This window comes from Azospirillum doebereinerae, assembly GCF_003989665.1.
Lineage (GTDB): Bacteria > Pseudomonadota > Alphaproteobacteria > Azospirillales > Azospirillaceae > Azospirillum > Azospirillum doebereinerae.
Genome location: NZ_RZIJ01000020.1, coordinates 47008 through 65138 on the forward strand (window position 1 = coordinate 47008; position 18131 = coordinate 65138).

15 protein-coding genes are annotated in these 18131 nt (G+C 69.1%); 10 read left to right on the forward strand and 5 right to left on the reverse strand.

Translation table 11 applies throughout. From position 1 onward, the window contains the following. Positions 1–11 precede the first annotated feature (11 nt). On the reverse strand, positions 12–590 hold the full coding sequence (gene betI, locus EJ913_RS22145) for a transcriptional regulator BetI (RefSeq protein ID WP_127001948.1): 579 nt from the start codon (positions 588–590) through the stop codon (positions 12–14). Between the two features lie 156 nt (positions 591–746). On the opposite strand from betI, the gene EJ913_RS22150 reads away from it, so the two are divergent. Continuing rightward, on the forward strand, positions 747–1715 hold the full coding sequence (locus tag EJ913_RS22150; protein ID WP_185909890.1) for a choline ABC transporter substrate-binding protein: 969 nt from the start codon (positions 747–749) through the stop codon (positions 1713–1715). A gap of 109 nt (positions 1716–1824) precedes the next feature. Here the strand turns inward: EJ913_RS22150 and EJ913_RS22155 are convergent, their stop codons facing one another. Beyond that, positions 1825–3174 (reverse strand): PQQ-dependent sugar dehydrogenase, encoded by a 1350-nt coding sequence (locus tag EJ913_RS22155; RefSeq protein WP_127001950.1) that lies wholly within the window; start codon positions 3172–3174, stop codon positions 1825–1827. 624 nt (positions 3175–3798) lie between these two features. On the opposite strand from EJ913_RS22155, the gene EJ913_RS31815 reads away from it, so the two are divergent. Continuing rightward, the gene (locus EJ913_RS31815) at positions 3799–4122 is read left to right on the forward strand and encodes a DUF3325 family protein (RefSeq protein ID WP_185909891.1); all 324 of its coding nucleotides are present in this window, start codon (positions 3799–3801) and stop codon (positions 4120–4122) included. 34 nt (positions 4123–4156) lie between these two features. Here the strand turns inward: EJ913_RS31815 and EJ913_RS22165 are convergent, their stop codons facing one another. Beyond that, entirely contained in the window at positions 4157–4777 is a 621-nt protein-coding gene (locus EJ913_RS22165; protein ID WP_127001954.1) for a cold-shock protein, read from the reverse strand. 280 nt (positions 4778–5057) lie between these two features. Here EJ913_RS22165 and EJ913_RS22170 point away from each other — a divergent pair, with 280 nt between their 5' ends. The 8 genes from EJ913_RS22170 to EJ913_RS22205 all read left to right on the forward strand — a co-directional run bounded on the left by EJ913_RS22170 (position 5058) and on the right by EJ913_RS22205 (position 13514). Next, on the forward strand, positions 5058–5729 hold the full coding sequence (locus tag EJ913_RS22170) for a TetR/AcrR family transcriptional regulator (protein ID WP_127001956.1): 672 nt from the start codon (positions 5058–5060) through the stop codon (positions 5727–5729). 141 nt (positions 5730–5870) lie between these two features. Next, on the forward strand, positions 5871–6674 hold the full coding sequence (locus tag EJ913_RS22175; protein WP_127001958.1) for an ABC transporter permease: 804 nt from the start codon (positions 5871–5873) through the stop codon (positions 6672–6674). 114 nt (positions 6675–6788) lie between these two features. Then, positions 6789–7790, forward strand: coding sequence for an ABC transporter substrate-binding protein (locus tag EJ913_RS22180; protein ID WP_211099023.1), 1002 nt, complete (start codon positions 6789–6791; stop codon positions 7788–7790). Between the two features lie 48 nt (positions 7791–7838). Then, positions 7839–8663, forward strand: a complete 825-nt coding sequence (locus tag EJ913_RS22185) for an ABC transporter ATP-binding protein (protein ID WP_127001962.1) — start codon at positions 7839–7841, stop codon at positions 8661–8663. Positions 8664–8812: 149 nt separating this feature from the next. After that, complete coding sequence (locus tag EJ913_RS22190) at positions 8813–10147, forward strand: enolase C-terminal domain-like protein (RefSeq protein ID WP_127001964.1); 1335 nt, start codon at positions 8813–8815, stop codon at positions 10145–10147. Positions 10148–10170: 23 nt separating this feature from the next. After that, positions 10171–11322 carry a Gfo/Idh/MocA family protein gene (locus EJ913_RS22195; RefSeq protein ID WP_127001966.1) on the forward strand — a complete coding sequence of 384 codons (1152 nt, stop codon included), beginning with the start codon at positions 10171–10173 and terminating at the stop codon, positions 11320–11322. 159 nt (positions 11323–11481) lie between these two features. After that, positions 11482–12645, forward strand: coding sequence for a dihydrodipicolinate synthase family protein (locus EJ913_RS22200; RefSeq protein WP_127001968.1), 1164 nt, complete (start codon positions 11482–11484; stop codon positions 12643–12645). Between the two features lie 2 nt (positions 12646–12647). Next, positions 12648–13514, forward strand: a complete 867-nt coding sequence (locus tag EJ913_RS22205; RefSeq protein WP_127001970.1) for a sugar phosphate isomerase/epimerase family protein — start codon at positions 12648–12650, stop codon at positions 13512–13514. A gap of 6 nt (positions 13515–13520) precedes the next feature. On the opposite strand, the gene EJ913_RS22210 is transcribed toward EJ913_RS22205, so the two are convergent. Next, positions 13521–14444: a response regulator transcription factor gene (locus EJ913_RS22210; RefSeq protein WP_127001972.1), complete on the reverse strand. Its 924-nt coding sequence runs from the start codon at positions 14442–14444 to the stop codon at positions 13521–13523. Continuing rightward, entirely contained in the window at positions 14431–17853 is a 3423-nt protein-coding gene (locus tag EJ913_RS22215) for a hybrid sensor histidine kinase/response regulator (protein WP_127001974.1), read from the reverse strand. Before EJ913_RS22215 ends, EJ913_RS22210 begins: the two co-directional genes overlap by 14 nt. Positions 17854–18131 lie beyond the last annotated feature (278 nt).

The window sequence follows — 18131 nt, forward strand, 5'->3', positions numbered from 1 at the left end:
TGCGCCTGCGCCTAGGCGCCCAGCTCCGCGTCCAGATACCCCAGCGCCACGGCGCGGGCCTCGCTGCCGTCCATGGCGCCGGTCAGGGCGAAGCGCAGCCACAGCCCGTCGATCAGCGCCGCCAGCCCCATGGTCACCCGCTCGGCCCGGTCGGGCGGCAGCAGGGCGCGCAGGCTGTGGCGCAGGTTGGAGTGCAGGCGGCGCGCGTTGATGCGTTGCAGGCGGGAGAGCGCCGGGTTGTGCGGCGCCTGCGCCCAGAAGCCCAGCCACGCCGCGACCACGCGCGGCTCGAATTGCCCGGCGGCGAAATTGCAGTCGACGATCGCCTCCAGCCGCGCGCGCGGCGACGGGCCGGCGGCGGCCAGACGTTCGGTCACGTCGCTGCGCAGCTGCACCAGCATGCTGCGCATGGTGGCGGCCAGCAACTCGTCCTTGCCGCCGAAATAATGATGGATGATTCCGGGCGACACCCCGGCGCCCCGGCTGATCGTCTGCACGGTGGTGTCGGCCAGCCCATGCTCGCCCATCGACGCGATGGTGGCGTCGATCAACTGACGACGGCGGATGGGTTCCATTCCAACTTTGGGCATGCGCCGACCTGTCCGACTGTTCCGTGCCAAGGCGAGATCCAACCGGAGCCTTGGCCTCCACGTCAAGGAATGCGCTTTTTTCACGGCTCCGTCGACGGTGAAAAAAGCCGGCCGGCCCAGACGACACACGCACACGACACGAAGGAGTTGACGATCATGACGGCATGGAACGCCCTGAAGGCGGCCACGGTAGGGATGGCGGCGGTGCTGGCGCTGGGGGCCGGCGTGGCGCAGGCCGCCGATCCGGCCGCCTGCAAGGCGGTGCGCTTCGGCGACGTCGGCTGGACCGACATCGCGGCGACGACCGCGCTCGCCTCGGTGACGCTGGAGGGGCTGGGCTACGCGCCCACCACCACCATGACCTCGGTCCCGCTGGTCTACACCGGGCTGAAGACCAAGTCGCTCGACGTGTTCCTCGGCAACTGGATGCCGACGATGGAGACCTTCCTCAAGCCGGTGGTCGAGGACGGCTCGGTCGAGGTGACGCGCGTCAACCTTGAGGGCGCCAAATACACGCTGGCGGTGCCGAAATACGCCGCCGACGCCGGGCTGACGAGCTTCGCCGATCTGGCGAAGTTCAAGGACAAGCTCGACGGCAAGATCTACGGGATCGAGGCCGGCAACGACGGCAACCTGATCATCGACAAGATGCTGAAGGCCGACGCCTTCGGGCTGAAGGGCTTCAAGATGGTGGAGTCCAGCGAGGCCGGCATGCTGGCCGAGGTGAAGCGGGCGGTGCGGGCCAAGAAGTTCATCGCCTTCCTGGGCTGGACCCCGCACCCGATGAACAAGGCGTTCGAGCTGACCTATCTGGCCGGCGGCGACGACTGGTTCGGTCCGAATTTCGGCGGCGCCACCGTCAGCACCAACACCCGCAAGGGCTATGCGGCCGATTGCCCGAACGTCGGCAAGCTGCTGGCCAACCTGTCCTTCACGCTGGACATGGAGAACGCGGTGATGGACGACATCATGAACGCCAGCAAGAAGCCGGACGCCGCCGCCAAGGCCTGGCTGAAGAAGAACCCCGACGTGCTGAAGGCGTGGCTGTCCGGCGTCACCACGCTCGACGGCAAGGACGGCCTCGCCGCCGTGCAGACCAAGCTGGGGATCGCGGCGAAGTCGTAAGGTTCGCGGCACCCTCCCCCGCTGGCGCGGGAGAGGGGACGTCGTGTTCCCTCCACCGCCAGCGGCGGGGGAGGGGGCCCGCGAAAGCGGGTGGGAGGGGACCGGTTGCTTAAGGCCGCTCCGCCGATTGCGGGGCGGTCGCGCCGCTGACCCGCCAGACGACGTTGCCCACGTCGTCGGCGACCAGCAGGCCGCCCGCGCGGTCGAAGGCGACGCCCACCGGGCGGCCCTGCGCCTTCTCGTCGGCGTTCAGGAAGCCGGTCAGCACGTCCACCGGCTCGCCAGCCGGCTTGCCGTTGGCGAAGGGCACGAAGACCACCTTGTAGCCGCTGTGCGGCTTGCGGTTCCACGAGCCGTGCTGGCCGATGAAGACGCCCTCGGCGAAGGCCGGCGGCAGGCTGCCCGGCTTGGCGAAGGCCAGCCCCAGCGAGGCGGTGTGCGGACCCAGCGCGTAGTCGGGCGGGATCGCCTTGGCGACCAGATCGGGGCGCTGCGGCGTCACCCGCTGGTCGACGTGCTGGCCGTAATAGCTGTAGGGCCAGCCGTAGAAGCCGCCGTCCTTCACCGAGGTCATGTAGTCGGGCACGAGGTCGCTGCCGATCTCGTCGCGCTCGTTCACCGTCGTCCACAACGCGCCGGTCTTGGGTTCCCAATCCATGCCGTTGGGGTTGCGCAGGCCCGAGGCGAAGACCCGGTGCGCGCCGGTCTTCAGGTCGATCTCCCAGATGGCGGCGCGGTCCTGTTCGGCCTCGATGCCGTTCTCGGCGACGTTGCTGTTGGAGCCGACCGTGGCGTAGAGCTTCGACCCGTCGGGGCTGGCGACGATGTTCTTGGTCCAGTGGTGGTTGATCGTCCCGGCCGGCAGGTCGACGACCTTCACGGCGGGCGCCGTGATCCTCGTGTCGCCCGCGCGGTAGGGGAAGCGGACCACCGCGTCGCTGTTGGCGACGTAGAGATTTTCGCCGACCAGCGCCATGCCGAAGGGTGAGTTCAGCCCCTCCAGGAAGGGGAAGCGGGCCTCCGCCACCCCGTCGCCGTTGGCGTCGCGCAGCAGGGTGATGCGGTTGGCGCTGGGCGTCTGGGCGCCGGCCTTGCCCATCACCAGCCCCATGACCCAGCCCTTGACGCCCTTGCCGTCGTCGGGCTTGGGCGGGGCGTTGGTCTCGGCCACCAGCACGTCGCCGTTGGGCAGCGGCAGCAGCCAGCGCGGGTGGTCCAGCCCGGCGGCGAAGGGCTTCACCGTCAGCCCCATGGCCGGAGTCGGCGCCGCGCCATCGGCCCAGCGCTGCACCGAGGCGATGTTGACCGTGGGTATGAAGGTTGCGTTGGGCTCCGGCAGCGTCGGTGTGGGGCCGGTGCCGGCGGCGACCGGCAGGGTCGCCTGCTCGCCGCAGCCGGCCAGGATCGTGGCGGAGAGGGTGGCGGCCAGAGCCAGGGGAAGCCTGTGGAGCGTGCGCATCGGCCGGATGTCCCGCGTTGAAGGGTCTTGCGGGGTCAACGGGGGCGAAGCCGGGTTGGTTCCCCCTTTGGCGCGAAGGCGGCACATCCCAGGGAAGGACGCGCTCCGCGCGCCGCCTTTCGAGGCCGGGCGACCGCGCGGACGCCGGCCCCCTCCTGGGTCCGACTCAGGGGAGAGAGGAGCCCTGCGCCGCACCGCCTTGGAACCGACGTCCGCGCCGCCTTCGCGGCCGGGACGCGATCCCTGTGCGGATCGCGCCCTGACATCGAGAGGAAGCTTACGCCATCATGAATCGACTTGCAAATGATTATCAATAGCTTTATCCAGAAACCTGGCGCGCGGGCGTTGCGCTGGGGCCAGGATGCGTGACCGGCCCGGTAGTAAGAGCAACGACCAACCGCAGAACAGCAAGACGGGGTTTCCGCAAATCCCGTCGCGTGATCCGCGATGCCGCAGTGGATGGCGGCATCGATGATCGCGGTGGGGCGCGGGCGCCGCAGAGCCACGGCGCCCGCGCCCCCCGCACCAGTTTCAGGGCCGGTTCTTAAGGCCGGCTCCTTGGAGAACGATCGATGGCAAGCGCTCTCGGCATCCGCGCGCGCCTTCATGGGGAGGCTTTGGACCATGGATGACGGGTTGTCGCTGCTGGTGGTCTTCGCTTTGGCCTATTTCGCCGCCGCCGGGCTGGCCTTGGCGATGGACCGGCATTGGCGCGATCCGGCCGACCGGCGCGCCAAGCCGCTGCGCCGTGCGGTCTCGCGGCTGCGCCTGTCGGGAAGCGTCTGCGCCGTGGTGACGCTGGCCGTCGCCGTGCGGCGCGGGGAGTTGGCCCTTGGCGTCCTGCCCTGGATCGCCGCGCTGACGGTGGTGGCCTTCGCCGTCGGCGGGGGCATCGCCGCCGGGGCCGCCGGCTGCAAGGCGGCGCTGTCGCGGATGCCCCGCCCCTGACGGAGCGGGACATGGTTTTCCGGAAGCGGACGGATCAGATCAGTTCGACCCGCTGGGCGGTGGGCGCCTCGTCCGGGCCGACCGCCAGATAGCGGACGTCCTCGCCGTCGGCCACGATCTCCAGGCCCGACAGGCGCAGGGTGGCGCGGTCGAAGAACACGTCGGCCCCATCCTCCCACGGCTCGATCAGGCCGGACTGGCTGTCCAGGTTGTACCAGCGCACGGTGCCGTAGGCCATGACGGCCGGGCCGACCGGCTCCGCCGGGCGTTCGCGGCGCTCGCGCGGCGGCTTGGGCGCGCGCGGGGCGGGGGCCTCGCCGCCGTCCATCATGGGCTGCGGCGACTGCTGCGGGAACGGCTGCTGCTGGGGCTGCGCCGCGCCGCGGGGCGGGCGGGGCGGACGGGCGCGCGGGGGCGGGGGGGCTTCCGGCGGGGTGGTGGAGTGAATGGCGACGACCTGCGGCCCCTTGGCGCCCTGCGCCATGTCGCAGACCATCGTGGTGCCCTCGACCGGGTTCGGCAGGGCGGCGGCGGCAAGGACCGAGGCGTGCAGGAACGCTTCGCCCGAACCGTCGGCGAGGCGGACGAACCCAAAACCCTTTTCCGGCTTGAACCACTTCACCGTCGCCGTGACGTTCTTCAACTCTTCGCTCAAGACAGGTCCCTTTCACGTCCCTAGGTCCGGGGTGGCGGCGGTTTTCCCCCGAATTGGGCGGGACACCGCGCCTCAAGACCCGACAATGGCCCCGGCGCCGGCATCTTACCATACAATGACGGGGGAGGGGCCATACCGCCTGCGCCTGTTTTCCCCAGCCGCTGCAAAAATAGGGTCACAAACACGGCCCCGGCGCGCCTGCCTTTCGGCCCTCTTCCTAAAGCGCCGCCCGCCGCACTACCATGCCGGACTTAAGGACGACCGAGGAGCCGGCTTTCGGATGGACACCATCGACCCCACGCCGCCCGCGCCCGCAACGGCGCCCGCACCGGCGAAGGTGACCCGCGACCCGGAGGGCACGCGCGCGCGCATCCTCGCCGCCGCGACGGAGGAGTTCGCCCGCCACGGCCTGGGCGGCGCCCGCGTCGACCGCATCGCCGAGGCGGCCGGCACCAACAAGCGCATGCTCTACTACCACGTCGGCAACAAAGAGAGCCTGTACCTGGCGGTGCTGGAGGGCGCCTACGAGCACATCCGCGTCACCGAGCGCACCTTGAGCCTGGAGACCTTGAGCCCGCCCGACGCCATCGCCCGGCTGATCGGCTTCACGTGGCAATACTTCATCGACCATCCCGAGTTCATGGCGCTGCTGAACATCGAGAATTTGCACCGGGCGGAGCTGCTGAGGGGCTCCGACAAGGTGCCGTCGATGCATTCTCCCTTCGTGCGGATGATCGGCGACGTGCTGGCGCGCGGGGTGGAGCAGGGGATCTTCCGCACCGGGGTCGACGCGGTGCAGCTCTACATCTCCATCGCCGGGCTGTCCTATTTCTACCTGTCCAACGTCCACACCCTGTCGGTGATCTTCGGCCGCGACCTGATGGCCGAGCCCGAGAAGGCCGCCCGCCTGTCCCACATGGTCGAGCTGGTGCTGCACTCGCTGCGCGCCTGACCATTCACACACCGAACCATCAGCTACCACCATTTTCCTTGTTGACGACATCCCCGCGTCCGCCGTACTTTTAACCAGCCGGTTAAAACATGAGGCGCCGCTTCCGAAAGCGGTCGCCCGGCCGGCGGGAGGAGGAGACGCATGGAACGTCGCTCAAGCTCCGGCGCAGCGTTGCGCCTGCTCAATTCCGATTGGTTGCGCCCCATTCTGCTGATCGTGATCCTGCTGGTCCTGTGGGATCTGGCGGTCCGGATCTTCGGGGTGCCGGCCTATCTCGTGCCCAAGCCCGGCGACGTCGTGCTGGCGATGATCGAGGACTGGGATCGGCTGCTCGCCGAATCCGTGCCCACCATGACGGCCACGCTCGGCGGCTTCGCGCTGTCGGTGCTGTTCGGCATCCCCATCGCCATGCTGATCGCCGGATCGCGCACGGTGGAGGCCTACGTCTATCCGCTGCTGGTCTTCTCGCAGTCGATTCCCAAGGTCGCCATCGCGCCGCTGTTCGTGGTGTGGTTCGGCTTCGGACTGATGCCGAAGATCATCGCCGCCTTTCTGCTGGGCTTCTTCCCCGTCGTCGTCTCGGCGGTGCAGGGCTTCAAGTCGGTGGACGGCGAGATGATGGATCTGGCGCGCTCCATGAAGGCGTCGCGCCTGCAGACCTTCCAGATGGTGCGCCTGCCGCACGCCATGCCGGCGATCTTCGCCGGGCTGAAGGTCTCCATCACGCTGGCCGTGGTCGGCGCGGTGGTGGGCGAGTTCGTGGGGTCGAATTCCGGCATCGGCTTCGTCCTGCAACGCTCGATCGGCAATTTCGAACTGCCCTTGATGTTCGCGGCGCTGACCGTGCTGGCGCTGATGGGCGTGGTCCTGTTCTGGCTCATCGACCTGCTGGAGCGCGTCGCCATCCCCTGGCACGCCAGCCAGCGCCAGAACGCCGGGCTCTGACCTTTCAAAAACACCGCATTCACCGACAAGACCCCGGAAAACGGGCGCTCCATTGATCATTCGTGGGCGATCACTTGTGGGAGGAAAACCGTCGTGATGAAAAAGACCGCCTTGATGAAAACGGCCGCTGTCGCGCTCTGCGCCTTCGCCGCCTCCACCGTGTCGGCGCAGGCCGCCGACAAGGTGACGCTGATGCTGAACTGGTACGTCTACGGCGAGCACGCGCCCTTCTACTACGGCAAGGACAAGGGCCTCTACGAGGCCGAGGGCATCGACCTGGAGATCCAGGAGGGCCGCGGCTCCGCCGTGACGACGCAGCTCGTCGCCAGCAAGGGCGTCACCTTCGGTTACGTCGACGTGCCGACGATGATCAAGGCCGCCGCCAAGGGCGCGCCGGTGACCTCGCCGGGCGTGCTGCTGCAGACCAGCCCGATGTCGGCCATGGGCTTCTCCGAGAAGAACATCCGCAAGCCCGAGGACATCAAGGGCAAGATCGTCGCCATGACGCCGGGCGACAGCATGTCGCAAATCTGGCCGCTGTTCCTCAAGAAGACCGGGCTGAAGGAGCGCGACTTCGAGGTGGTGTCGGGCGACGGCCAGACCAAGCTGAACGCCGTCATCAACGGACAGGCCGACCTGCTGCTGGGCTACGTGATGGACCAGAGCATGAAGATCAAGGACGCCACCGGCAAGTCGGTGACGCCGATCCGTTTCGCCGACTACGGCGTCAACATGGTCTCGTCCGGCATCATCGCCAACACCGCGACCCTGAAGGACAACCCCGATCTGGTGAAGCGCTTCATGGCCGCGACGACCAAGGCCATCGAGGGCGCCGAGAAGGCACCCAAGGAGGCGGTCGACGCCATCCTGAAGGCCAATCCCAAGGGCGGCAAGCCGGACACTTTGCTGGAAGGCTTCGAGCTGACCATCCCGCTCTACCGCACGGCGGAAACCAAGGCGATGCGGCCCTTCCAGGTGACCGACGCCAACATGAAGGACAGCGTCGACCTGCTGGTCGAATACGGCGGGCTGGACGCCTCGGCCAAGCAGGACATCAAGAAGTTCTACACCCGCGACTTCCTGCCGGCCGACCCGGCGGTCGCCAAGACCCAATAACCGGTCTCGAACAGCCGGAACATGCGGACCGACGAGGAGACGAACGGCATGGCACAGCCGCAGTTGAAGGTGGTGGGCGAGGCGGAGACGCAACGCCTGTCCGGCGATCCGCTGATCCGGATCGACGGGGTGAGCAAGACCTACCGCACCCGCGACGGCGAGGTCCCCTCGCTCCGCCCGATCAGCTTCGACGTGCGGCCGGGCGAATTCCTGGTGATCGTCGGTCCGTCCGGCTGCGGCAAGTCCACGTTGTTGAAGATGCTGGCGGGGCTGCTGCCGGTCACCGCCGGCACCATCCGCATCGAGGGCGACACGGTGACGGAGCCGCACGACGACACCGGCATCGTCTTCCAGAGCCCGACCCTGCTGGCGTGGCGCTCGGTCCTGCGCAACATCATGCTGCCGGTGGAGGTCCGCCGCCTGCCGCGCGAGAAGTATCTGGAACGCGCGCGCAAGCTGGTCGAGATGACGGGGCTGAAGGGCTTCGAGAACAAGTATCCCTGGCAGCTGTCGGGTGGCATGCAGCAGCGCGCGGCGCTGTGCCGGGCGCTGGTCCACGACCCGAAGATCCTGCTGATGGACGAGCCGTTCGGCGCGCTCGACGCCATGACGCGGGAGCGCATGAACGTGGAGCTGCAACGCATCCAACACGAGACCGGCAAGACGGTGATCCTGATCACCCACTCGATCCCCGAGGCGGTGTTCCTCGCCGACCGGGTGATGGTGATGTCGGAGCGGCCGGGCACCATCGCCGCGACCTACGATGTCCCGCTGCCGCGCCCGCGCACGATGGACGTGATGGGCGACCCGGTCTTCGTGCAGCTGACCCAGAAGATCCGCGCGCATTTCGCGGCGCAGGGGCATCTGGACTAGCGGCAAGCGACACGGCCCCCTCCCTAACCCTCCCCCGCTTTGCGGGAGAGGGGATCCCGGCCCTCTCCCGCGACAGCGGGGGTGGGAGGGGACCCGTGCGAGCATGGGGAGGGAGGGGGCGAGTGACCCCTCCAGGAAAGCATTCGACCATGCCCGCCCCCCGTCTCCGCATCCGCGCCATCGAGCTGTACGAACGGCCGGTCCGTTTCGTGAAGCCCTTCCGCTTCGGCGCCGTGACGGTCGAGGCGGCCCCGCAATCCTTCGTCCGCGCCCTGGTGTCGGTCGAGGGCAGGGGCGAGGCCTGGGGCGCCACCGCCGAGATGATGATGCCGAAATGGTTCGACAAGCGGCCGGACCAGACCCCCGCCGACACGGTGGAGGGTCTGCGCCGCTCGCTGCGGGCGGCCCGCGAGGGCTATCTCGCCGACAACCGGCTCGACACCGCCTTCGGCCATCACGTGGCTTTCACACCCACGCAGGAACCGAAGCTCGCCGCCGCCTACGGCCCGGCGCAAATCGACAAGGCGGTGCTCGACGGGCTGCTGCGGGTACTGGGAGTCGGCTTTTTCGACGGCATGCGCGCCAATGTCGCCGGTCTCGACGCGCGATTGACGCCCGACCTGTCGGGCTTCGACCTCGACGGCTTCCTGGGCGGGCTAACGCCGCTGCCGGCGGTGGAACTGCGCCACACGGTCGGCCTGCTCGACAGCCCGGAGAGCGTGCGCGCGCTGCTGGCCCGCCAGTCGCTGCGCTGGTTCAAGATCAAGCTGGGCGGCGACGTCGCGGCCGATCTCGCCCGGCTGACCGCCATCGCCGCCGTGCTCGAAGAGGCCGCCCCCGGCTACCGCGCCACGCTCGACGGCAACGAGCAATACGCCGGGGCCGAGCAACTGGCGCTGCTGTTGGAACGGCTGGAGAGGGATCCGGCGCTGGCGGCCTTCCGCCGCGCGCTGCTCTGCATCGAACAGCCCATCGCCCGCGAGGCGGCGCTCGCCCAGCCGCTGGGCGCCGTCGCGGAGCGCATCCCCTTCATCATCGACGAGTCCGACGGCGATTACGATGCCTTCCCGAACGCCCGCGCCATGGGCTATCGCGGCGTTTCGTCGAAATCCTGCAAGGGCCTGTACAAGGCCATCCTCAACCGCGCCCGTTGCGCCTCGTGGGGAGCGCCGCTCTTCCTGTCCGCCGAGGACCTGACCTGCCAGGCCGGGCTGTCGGTGCAGCAGGACACGGCGCTGGTGGCGCTGCTCGGCCTCGGCCACGCCGAGCGCAACGGCCACCAGTACGGCGAAGGCTTCGGCACCCCGGATGAGGCGAACGCCTTCCTCGCCGCCCATCCCGGCTTCTACGCCCGCGACCCGGACGGTTCGGTCCGGCTCGCGACGGACGACGGGCGCTTGCTTACGGCGCCGCTGTCCACCCCCGGTTTCGCCCGCGCGGCCGAGCCCGCCTGGGCCAGCCTCACCCCCATCCAAACCGCCTGAAGCCTACCTAGGGAGTCCAACCCATGAGCACGCAACGCCTCGGAATCATCATGCACGGCGTGACCGGCCGGATGGGGATGAACCAGCACCTCATCCGCTCGATCCTGGCGATCCGGGCGCAGGGCGGGGTTACCCTGTCCGACGGCTCGCGCGTCATGCCCGACCCGATCATCGTCGGCCGCAACGCCGAGAAGATGCGCGAACTGGCCCAACGCCACGGCATCGAGCGCTGGAGCGACAACGTCGAGGCGGCGCTGGAAAACCGCGAGGACACCATCTTCTTCGACGCCGGTACCACCCAGATGCGGCCCATTCTGTTGGAGAAGGCGATCCGCGCCGGCAAGCACGTCTATTGCGAGAAGCCCATCGCCACCAACCTGGAGGCCGCGCTCGGCATCGTCCGCCTCGCCGAGCAGGCCGGGGTGAAGAACGGCACCGTGCAGGACAAGCTGTTCCTGCCCGGCCTGCAGAAGCTGCGCATGCTGCGCGACAGCGGCTTCTTCGGCCGCATGCTGTCGGTGCGCGGCGAGTTCGGCTATTGGGTGTTCGAGGGCGACTGGCAGCCGGCGCAGCGCCCGTCCTGGAACTACCGCGAGGAGGACGGCGGCGGCATCATCCTCGACATGATCTGCCACTGGCGCTACGTGCTCGACAACCTGTTCGGGCCGGTCAAGAGCATCTCCTGCCTGGGCGCCACCCACATCCCGGACCGCTGGGATGAGAAGGGCCAGCGCTACGACGCCACCGCCGACGACGCCGCCTACGCGATGTTCGAGCTGGAGGGCGGGGTGATCGCCACCATCAACTCCTCCTGGTGCACGCGGGTGTACCGGGACGATCTGGTGACCTTCCAGGTCGACGGCACCAACGGCTCGGCGGTCGCCGGGTTGACCGACTGCGTGATCCAGCCGCGCCAGGGCACGCCGCGCCCGGTGTGGAACCCGGACCAGAAGCAGACCATGGACTTCTACGAGACGTGGCAGCCGGTGCCGGACAACCAGCCGGTCGACAACGGCTTCAAGACCCAGTGGGAGTCCTTCATCCGCCACGTGGTGGAGGACGCGCCGTACAACCACGGCCTCATCGAGGGGGCCAAGGGCGTGCAACTGGTGGAATGCGCGCTGCAGAGCTGGAAGGAACGCCGCTGGGTGGACGTTCCGTCACTGACCGCCTGAGCCCGTCTGCCCCCTCCCCATCCCTCCCCCGCCTCTGGCGGGAGAGGGGGCTGGACGCTTGACGGCGCTCGGCGGAGTTCCCTCTCCCGCGCAGCGGGGGAGGGTTAGGGAGGGGGCACCGGCGAAAGACCTTACCACCCTGTTCCGGAGTCCATCGCCATGGCCCTGACCATCCGCCTGCCGCGCGCCGACCGCACGCTCGAAACCTACGAACTGGCCCCCGCGCGTGGATTCCCGGCCCGCACCGACCGGCCCCTGACCCGCGTGGCCTTCGCCGCCGCCCACATGGTCGCCGACCCGCTGGCGGAGTGCGACCCGTGGCTCGCCCCCGCCATCGACTGGGACCGCACCATCGCCTTCCGCGAGCATCTGTGGGATCTCGGGCTCGGCGTCGCCGAGGCGATGGACACCGCCCAGCGCGGCATGGGGCTCGACTGGCCGACCTCGCTGGAGCTGATCCGCCGCTCGCTGGCCGCCGCCAAGGCGCGCGGCAACGCGGTGATCGCGTGTGGCGCCGGCACCGACCATCTGCTGCCCGAGAACGCCCGCTCCATCGACGACGTGATCCGCGCCTACGAGGAGCAGATCGAGGCCATCGAGGCGCTGGACGGCCGCATCATCCTGATGGCGTCGCGCGCGCTGGCCCGCGTCGCCAAGGGGCCGGACGACTACGCCCGCGTCTACGGCCGCATCCTGTCCCAGGTCAAGCAGCCGGTGGTGCTGCATTGGCTGGGCGACATGTTCGACCCGGCGCTGACCGGCTATTGGGGCACCGGCGACCTCGACGCGGCGATGGACACGGCGCTCGGCATCATCGGCGACTTCGCGCCCAAGGTGGACGGCATCAAGATCTCCCTGCTCGACAAGGAGAAGGAGATCGTCATGCGGCGGCGCCTGCCGGACGGCGTGCGCATGTACACCGGCGACGACTTCAACTACGCCGAACTGATCGCCGGCGACGGCGAGCGGCACTCCGACGCGCTGCTCGGCATCTTCGACGCCATCGCCCCGGCGGCGGCGGCGGCGCTGGCCGAACTGGCCGACGGCAACGAGGCCGGCTTCCACGACATCCTGGCCCCGACCGTGCCGCTGTCGCGCCACATCTTCAAGGCGCCGACCCGCTTCTACAAGACCGGCGTCGTCTTCATGGCCTATCTGAACGGCCATCAGGACCACTTCACCATGGTCGGCGGGCAGGAGAGCACGCGCTCGACCCAGCACCTCGCCGAACTGTTCCGGCTAGCCGACAAGGCGGGGCTGCTGACCGATCCGGAGCGCGCGGTCCGCCGCATGGCCGCCGTCCTCGCCGTGCGGGGGCTGTGACGATGCGCGACTTCTCCGCCGATCACCGCTGGCTGTCGATCAACACCGCCACCGTGCGCAAGCAGGGCGATCTCCTCCAGATCATCGAGGCCTGCGACCGCCACGGCATCCGCGCGATCTCGCCGTGGCGCGATCAGGTCGCGACGGTCGGGCTCGACGCCGCCGTGCGCGCGGTGCGCGGCGCCGATCTCCAGCTCTCCGGCTATTGCCGGGGCGGCATGTTCCCGGCGGACGCCGCCCACCGCGCCGAGATGCGCGACGACAACCGCCGCGCGGTGGACGAGGCGGCGGCGCTGGGCGCCGTCTGCCTCGTGCTGGTCGTCGGCGGGCTGCCGCAATACTCCCGCCCCGGCTCGGCGCCCAGCAAGGACCTTGCCGGCGCCCGCGCCCAGGTGGAGGACGGCATCGCCGAGTTGCTGGACTGCGCGCGCAACGCCGGCATGCCGCTTGCCATCGAGCCGCTGCACCCGATGTACGCCGCCGACCGCGCTTGCGTGAACACGATGACCCAGGCGCTCGACATCTGCGACCGGCTCGACCCCGACCGCAGCGGGGCGCTGGGGGTGGCGGTGGACGCCTACCACGTCTGGTGGGATCCCGACCTCCAGGCGCAGATCCGCCGCGCCGGCAAGGAGCGGCTGCTGGCCTTCCACGTCTGCGACTGGTTGGTGCCGACGACCGACCTGCTGCTCGACCGTGGCATGATGGGCGACGGCGTCATCGATCTGCCGCAGATGCGCGGCTGGGTCGAGGATTGCGGCTTCGCCGGCTATTCGGAGGTCGAGATCTTCTCGGCGAACACCTGGTGGGAGCGCCCGATGGACGAGGTGCTGTCCACCTGCATCGAGCGCCACCGCAGCGTGGTGTGACGCCCTCTACCGGGTGTTGAGCGTCCGCACCGCCATAGCCGCCGCCGCCGCGCGGTTCTCGACGCCGAGCTTGGCGTAGATCTGCTCCAGATGCTTGTCCACGGTGCGCGGGCTGAGGCCGAGGATCTCGGCGATGTCGCGGTTGGGCTTGCCGTTGGCAACCCACATCAGCACCTCGGCCTCGCGGGCGGTCAGGGCCAGCTTCTGCTTCAGCCGGGCGTCCTCGCCGGCGCCGGTCTCGTCGGCCAGTTGCAGCAGAAGCTCGTCCGGGCCGGTCTGCCCGACCGGGCTGATGCGCAGCCGCACGCCGGGCGTGGCGGTGGGAACGACGACCGTGTCGGGCTTGCGCGCCGGGCCGTTGCGCTGCCGTTCCTCCAGCCAGGAGCGCGCCTCCTCCGGCAGGGTGAATCCGGCTTCCTGCGCGCCGTGGCCAAACGCGGTCTCCAGCATGCGGCTGGTCTGCGGCGTGCACCACAGCACCTCGCCCCGGTGGTTGGCGGCCAGCAGGTAGCGGCCGGTCGCGTCCAGCGCCGCGCGCGTGCTCTGGGCGACGCGGGCGTTGGCGAGATGGGCGTACATCCGCGCGATCAGCGCCTCGGCGACGATGGGCTTGGTCACGTAGTCGACGCCGCCGGCCGAGAAGCCCTTCAGGATGTGCTCGGTCTCGGTCAGCCCGGTCATGAAGATCACCGGCACATGGGCGACCTGGCTGTTGCGCTTCAGGCGCCGGCAGGTCTCGAAGCCGTCCAGCCCCGGCATGATCGCGTCCATCAGGATGACGTCGGGCGTCACCTGCTCCAGCAGGGTGAGCGCGCGGCGGCCGTCGAGCGCCACCAGCACCGTCACGCCGGCCTCCTCCAGCGAATCGGTCAGGAAGCTGAGGGTTTCCGGCGAATCGTCAACGACGAGGACGACGTCACGCGGTTTCATGTCCGGGGGCTTGGTCTGGGCTGTCATCGCGGTGCACCGCCTCCAGCGCGGCCATGTATTGGTTCAGGTCATAGTTGCTGACCAGCCGGCGCATCCGGCCCACGAAGGCGTCGAGTTCGGGATGGGCCGCCGCGATCTCCGACAGCTTGGCCTGCATGCCGCGCACGTAGCCGATGCGCCCGAGATGGATCAGCTCGGCGATGTGGTGCTGCGGCGGCAGGTCCGACGCCGCGAAGCCGGGCAGGGCGGCGAGCGTGCCGTTGGCCGGACCCTGCTCGTACTCCCACGCGATGGGCCGCAGCTTGCCCAGGCAGGCCAGCAGCTTGGGGATCGATACCGGCTTGGCGACGAAGCCGTCATGCGCTGCGTCGGGCGGCAGCACCGCGCGGTCCTCCCGCGTGTCGGCGGAGACCATGACGATGGTCGCCCGCTCGTGCCCGGTCCGGCGCAGCAGCCGCGCCACCTCCCAGCCGTTCAGGCCGGGCATCTGCACGTCGAGCAGGACGATGTCCGGCTTGTGCTGGTCGGCCAGCGTCAGGCAGGCCGGGCCGTCCGCCGCCTTGACGACGGTGAAGTCCAGCTCGCCCAGGATCTCGCCGATCAGGTTGCGGTGGGCCATGTCGTCGTCGGTGACCAGCACGGTCAGGCGCGGTCCGCTGTAGCCCCGGATCAGGTGCTCGGGCTGGGCCGGCGCGGTCGAGATCACCGCCGCCGACATCATCAGCCGTACCTTGAACACGCTGCCGCGCCCGATGGCGCTGGTCACGGTGATCTCGCCGCCCATCACCTCGGTCAGCAGCTTGGTGATGGTCAGCCCCAATCCCATGCCGGGCACCATCTGGCTGGCGGCGGCGCCGCGCTCGAACGGCTCGAAGATGCGCTCCAGATCCTCGGGGAAGATGCCGGGGCCGGTGTCCTCGACCTCGAACTCGGCGATCTGGCTGCGGTAGCGCACGCGCAGGGTGACGATCCCGGATTCGGTGAACTTGATGGCGTTGGACAGCAGGTTGATGACGATCTGCCGGATGCGCCCCTCGTCGGTCAGGACGACCGGCGGCAGCTCCTCCACCGCCTCGAAGCGGAATTCGATGCCCTTGGCCTCGGCCTGGAGGCGGAACATGCTGACCAGCTGGTCGAGCAGCTCGACGAAGCGCACCTCGCCGCGATTGAGCTGCAACCGGCCGCCCTCGATCTTCGACACGTCGAGCAGCCCGTCGAGCAGCCCCGACAGATGCTCGGCGCTGCGCCGGATCACCGTGACCGCGTCGACCCGGTGCGGCGGGATGGTCGGATCGCGCTCCAGCATCTGGGCGTAGCCGAAGATGGCGCTCAGCGGCGTGCGGAACTCATGGCCGATGCCGACCAGATAGCGGCTCTTGGCGAGGTTGGCGGCCTCGGCGGCTTCCTTGGCCTTCTGCAACTGGGCGTCGGTCTTCTCGTGGGCCTCGATCTCCTGCATCAGCAGGGCGGTCTGCTTGTGGGATTCCTGTTGCGCCACCTTGCGGCTCTCGCGGGCCAGGACGTAGAGCCAGGTCGCCACCCCGGCGACGATCATCAGGATGAAGAACACCTTCCACAGCGTGCTGCGGATGACGGCGCGGGCCTCCTCGTTGACCGCCGCGACCTCGAAATAGACGAGCGCCAGCACCGCGCCGATGGCGGCGCCGAGCAGCAGCAGCACGCCCAGGTAATGCCCGAAGCGCGCCTTCAGCGCCCCGGCCAGCCGCCCCGGCAGCAGCGCGTCGATCGCGCGGCGCAGCTGCACGCCGAGCCGCGCGTCGGTCTTGCAGCCGTCGCCGCAGCGGGCGTCCAGCGAGCAGCAGAGCGAGCAGATCGCGCCGGCGTAGACCGGGCAGAAGGCCATGTCCTCCGGCTCGAACGCGTGCTCGCAGACCCGGCACCGGATGGCGGGCTCGCGGTTCCAGCCCTCGAAGGGACGGCGCGCGATGTAGTACGCGCCATCGGTCAGAAAGGCGATGGCCGGCGCGGCGGCAAAGGCGGTGGCGAAGGCCAGGAAGGGCGCGAAGACCTTCACCGCCGGTCCGAAGCAGCCGATCACCGCCAGCCCCGACACCCCGGCCGCCAGCGCCATGGCGCCGACCCCGACCGGGTTGACGTCGTAGAGATGGGCGCGCTTGAACTCGACCTGCGGCGGGCTGAGTCCGAGCGGCTTGTTGACCACCAGATCCGCGACCAGCGCGCCGATCCACGACGCGGCGAAGCAGGAATAGAGGCCGAGCACCGGCTCCAGCGTCTTGTAGACGCCCAGTTCCATCAGCAGCAGGCCGATGACGACGTTGAACACCACCCAGACCACCCGGCCCGGATGGCTGTGCGTCAGCCGCGAGAAGAAGTTCGACCAGGCGATGGAGCCGGCGTAGGTGTTGGTGACGTTGATCTTGATCTGCGACAGCACGACGAACAGCCCGGTCAGCCCGATGGCGAGCTGGGGCGAGGGCGTCACGTGCTGGAAGGCGACCAGATACATCCGGGTCGGCTCGGCCGCCTGCTCCACCGGCACGGCGTGGCGCAGTGCCAGCACCGCCAGGAAGGAGCCCAGCAGCAGCTTGACCCCGCCCAGCAGGATCCAGCCCGGCCCGGCCGCCAGCAGCGCCGCCCACCATTCCAGGCGCTTGCGCCAGTTCTGCGGCCCCGGTTCCTGGGGCAGGAAGCGGATGAAATCGACCTGCTCGCCGATCTGCGCGGTCAGCGAGAACACCACCGACGCGGCGGCGCCGAACAGCAGCAGGTCGAAGCTCCCGCCATTCCCGCCGCTCTGGAAGCCGGTGAAACCGGTCCAACGGGTCAGCGCCTCGTCGTCCTGAAGCGCGATGAACAGGAAGGGCAGGGCGTGCAGGACGAGCCAGAGCGGCTGGGTCCACAATTGGATCCGGCTGATGACGGTGAAGCCGAAGGCGACCAGCGGGATGACGACCAGCGAGCTGACCACGTAGCCGGCGGCCAGCGGCAACCCGACCATCATCTCCAGCGCGGTCGCCATGATGGCGGCCTCGATGGCGAAGAAGATGAAGGTGAAGGAGGCGTAGATCAGCGAGGTGACGGTCGAGCCGATGTAGCCGAAGCCGGCGCCGCGCGTCAGCAGATCCATGTCCACCCCGTAGCGGCTGGCGTAGACGCTGATCGGCAGGGCGGTGGCGAAGATCAGGACGGCGGTGGCGAGGATGGCGAGCACCGCGTTGGTGAAGCCGTAATTCAGGGTGATCGCCCCGCCGATGGCCTCCAGCGCCAGGAAGGAGATCGAGCCCAGCGCCGTGTTGGCGACCCGCACCGGCGACCAGCGCCGCGCCTTGCGCGCGGTGAAGCGCAGCGCGTAATCCTCCAGGGTCTGGTTCGCGACCCAGCGGTTGTAGGTCCTGCGGACCGCGACCACCCTTTGCCGGTTCGCCATGGCGCCTCTTCGAGGAATGATGTCTTCCAGTTTGTTCGTTTAACAAACCATATAGGGTCGCTCCCTTCAGGGTGGCAGCAACAATTTCTCCTGTCCAGCTCGAGAAGGGCGGCTTTTCACGAAATAACGATCATGGGTCGGTGACTGGATTGACTTGGCGGAAAGCGCGCCGACTGACGGGCGGTCGTCGGGACGCGCCCAGGATTTCGGCCGAGTTTATAGAGTTCCATGGACCGGCGGGCCTATACGCAAATCCACGTATTGCTGCATTGCACCGT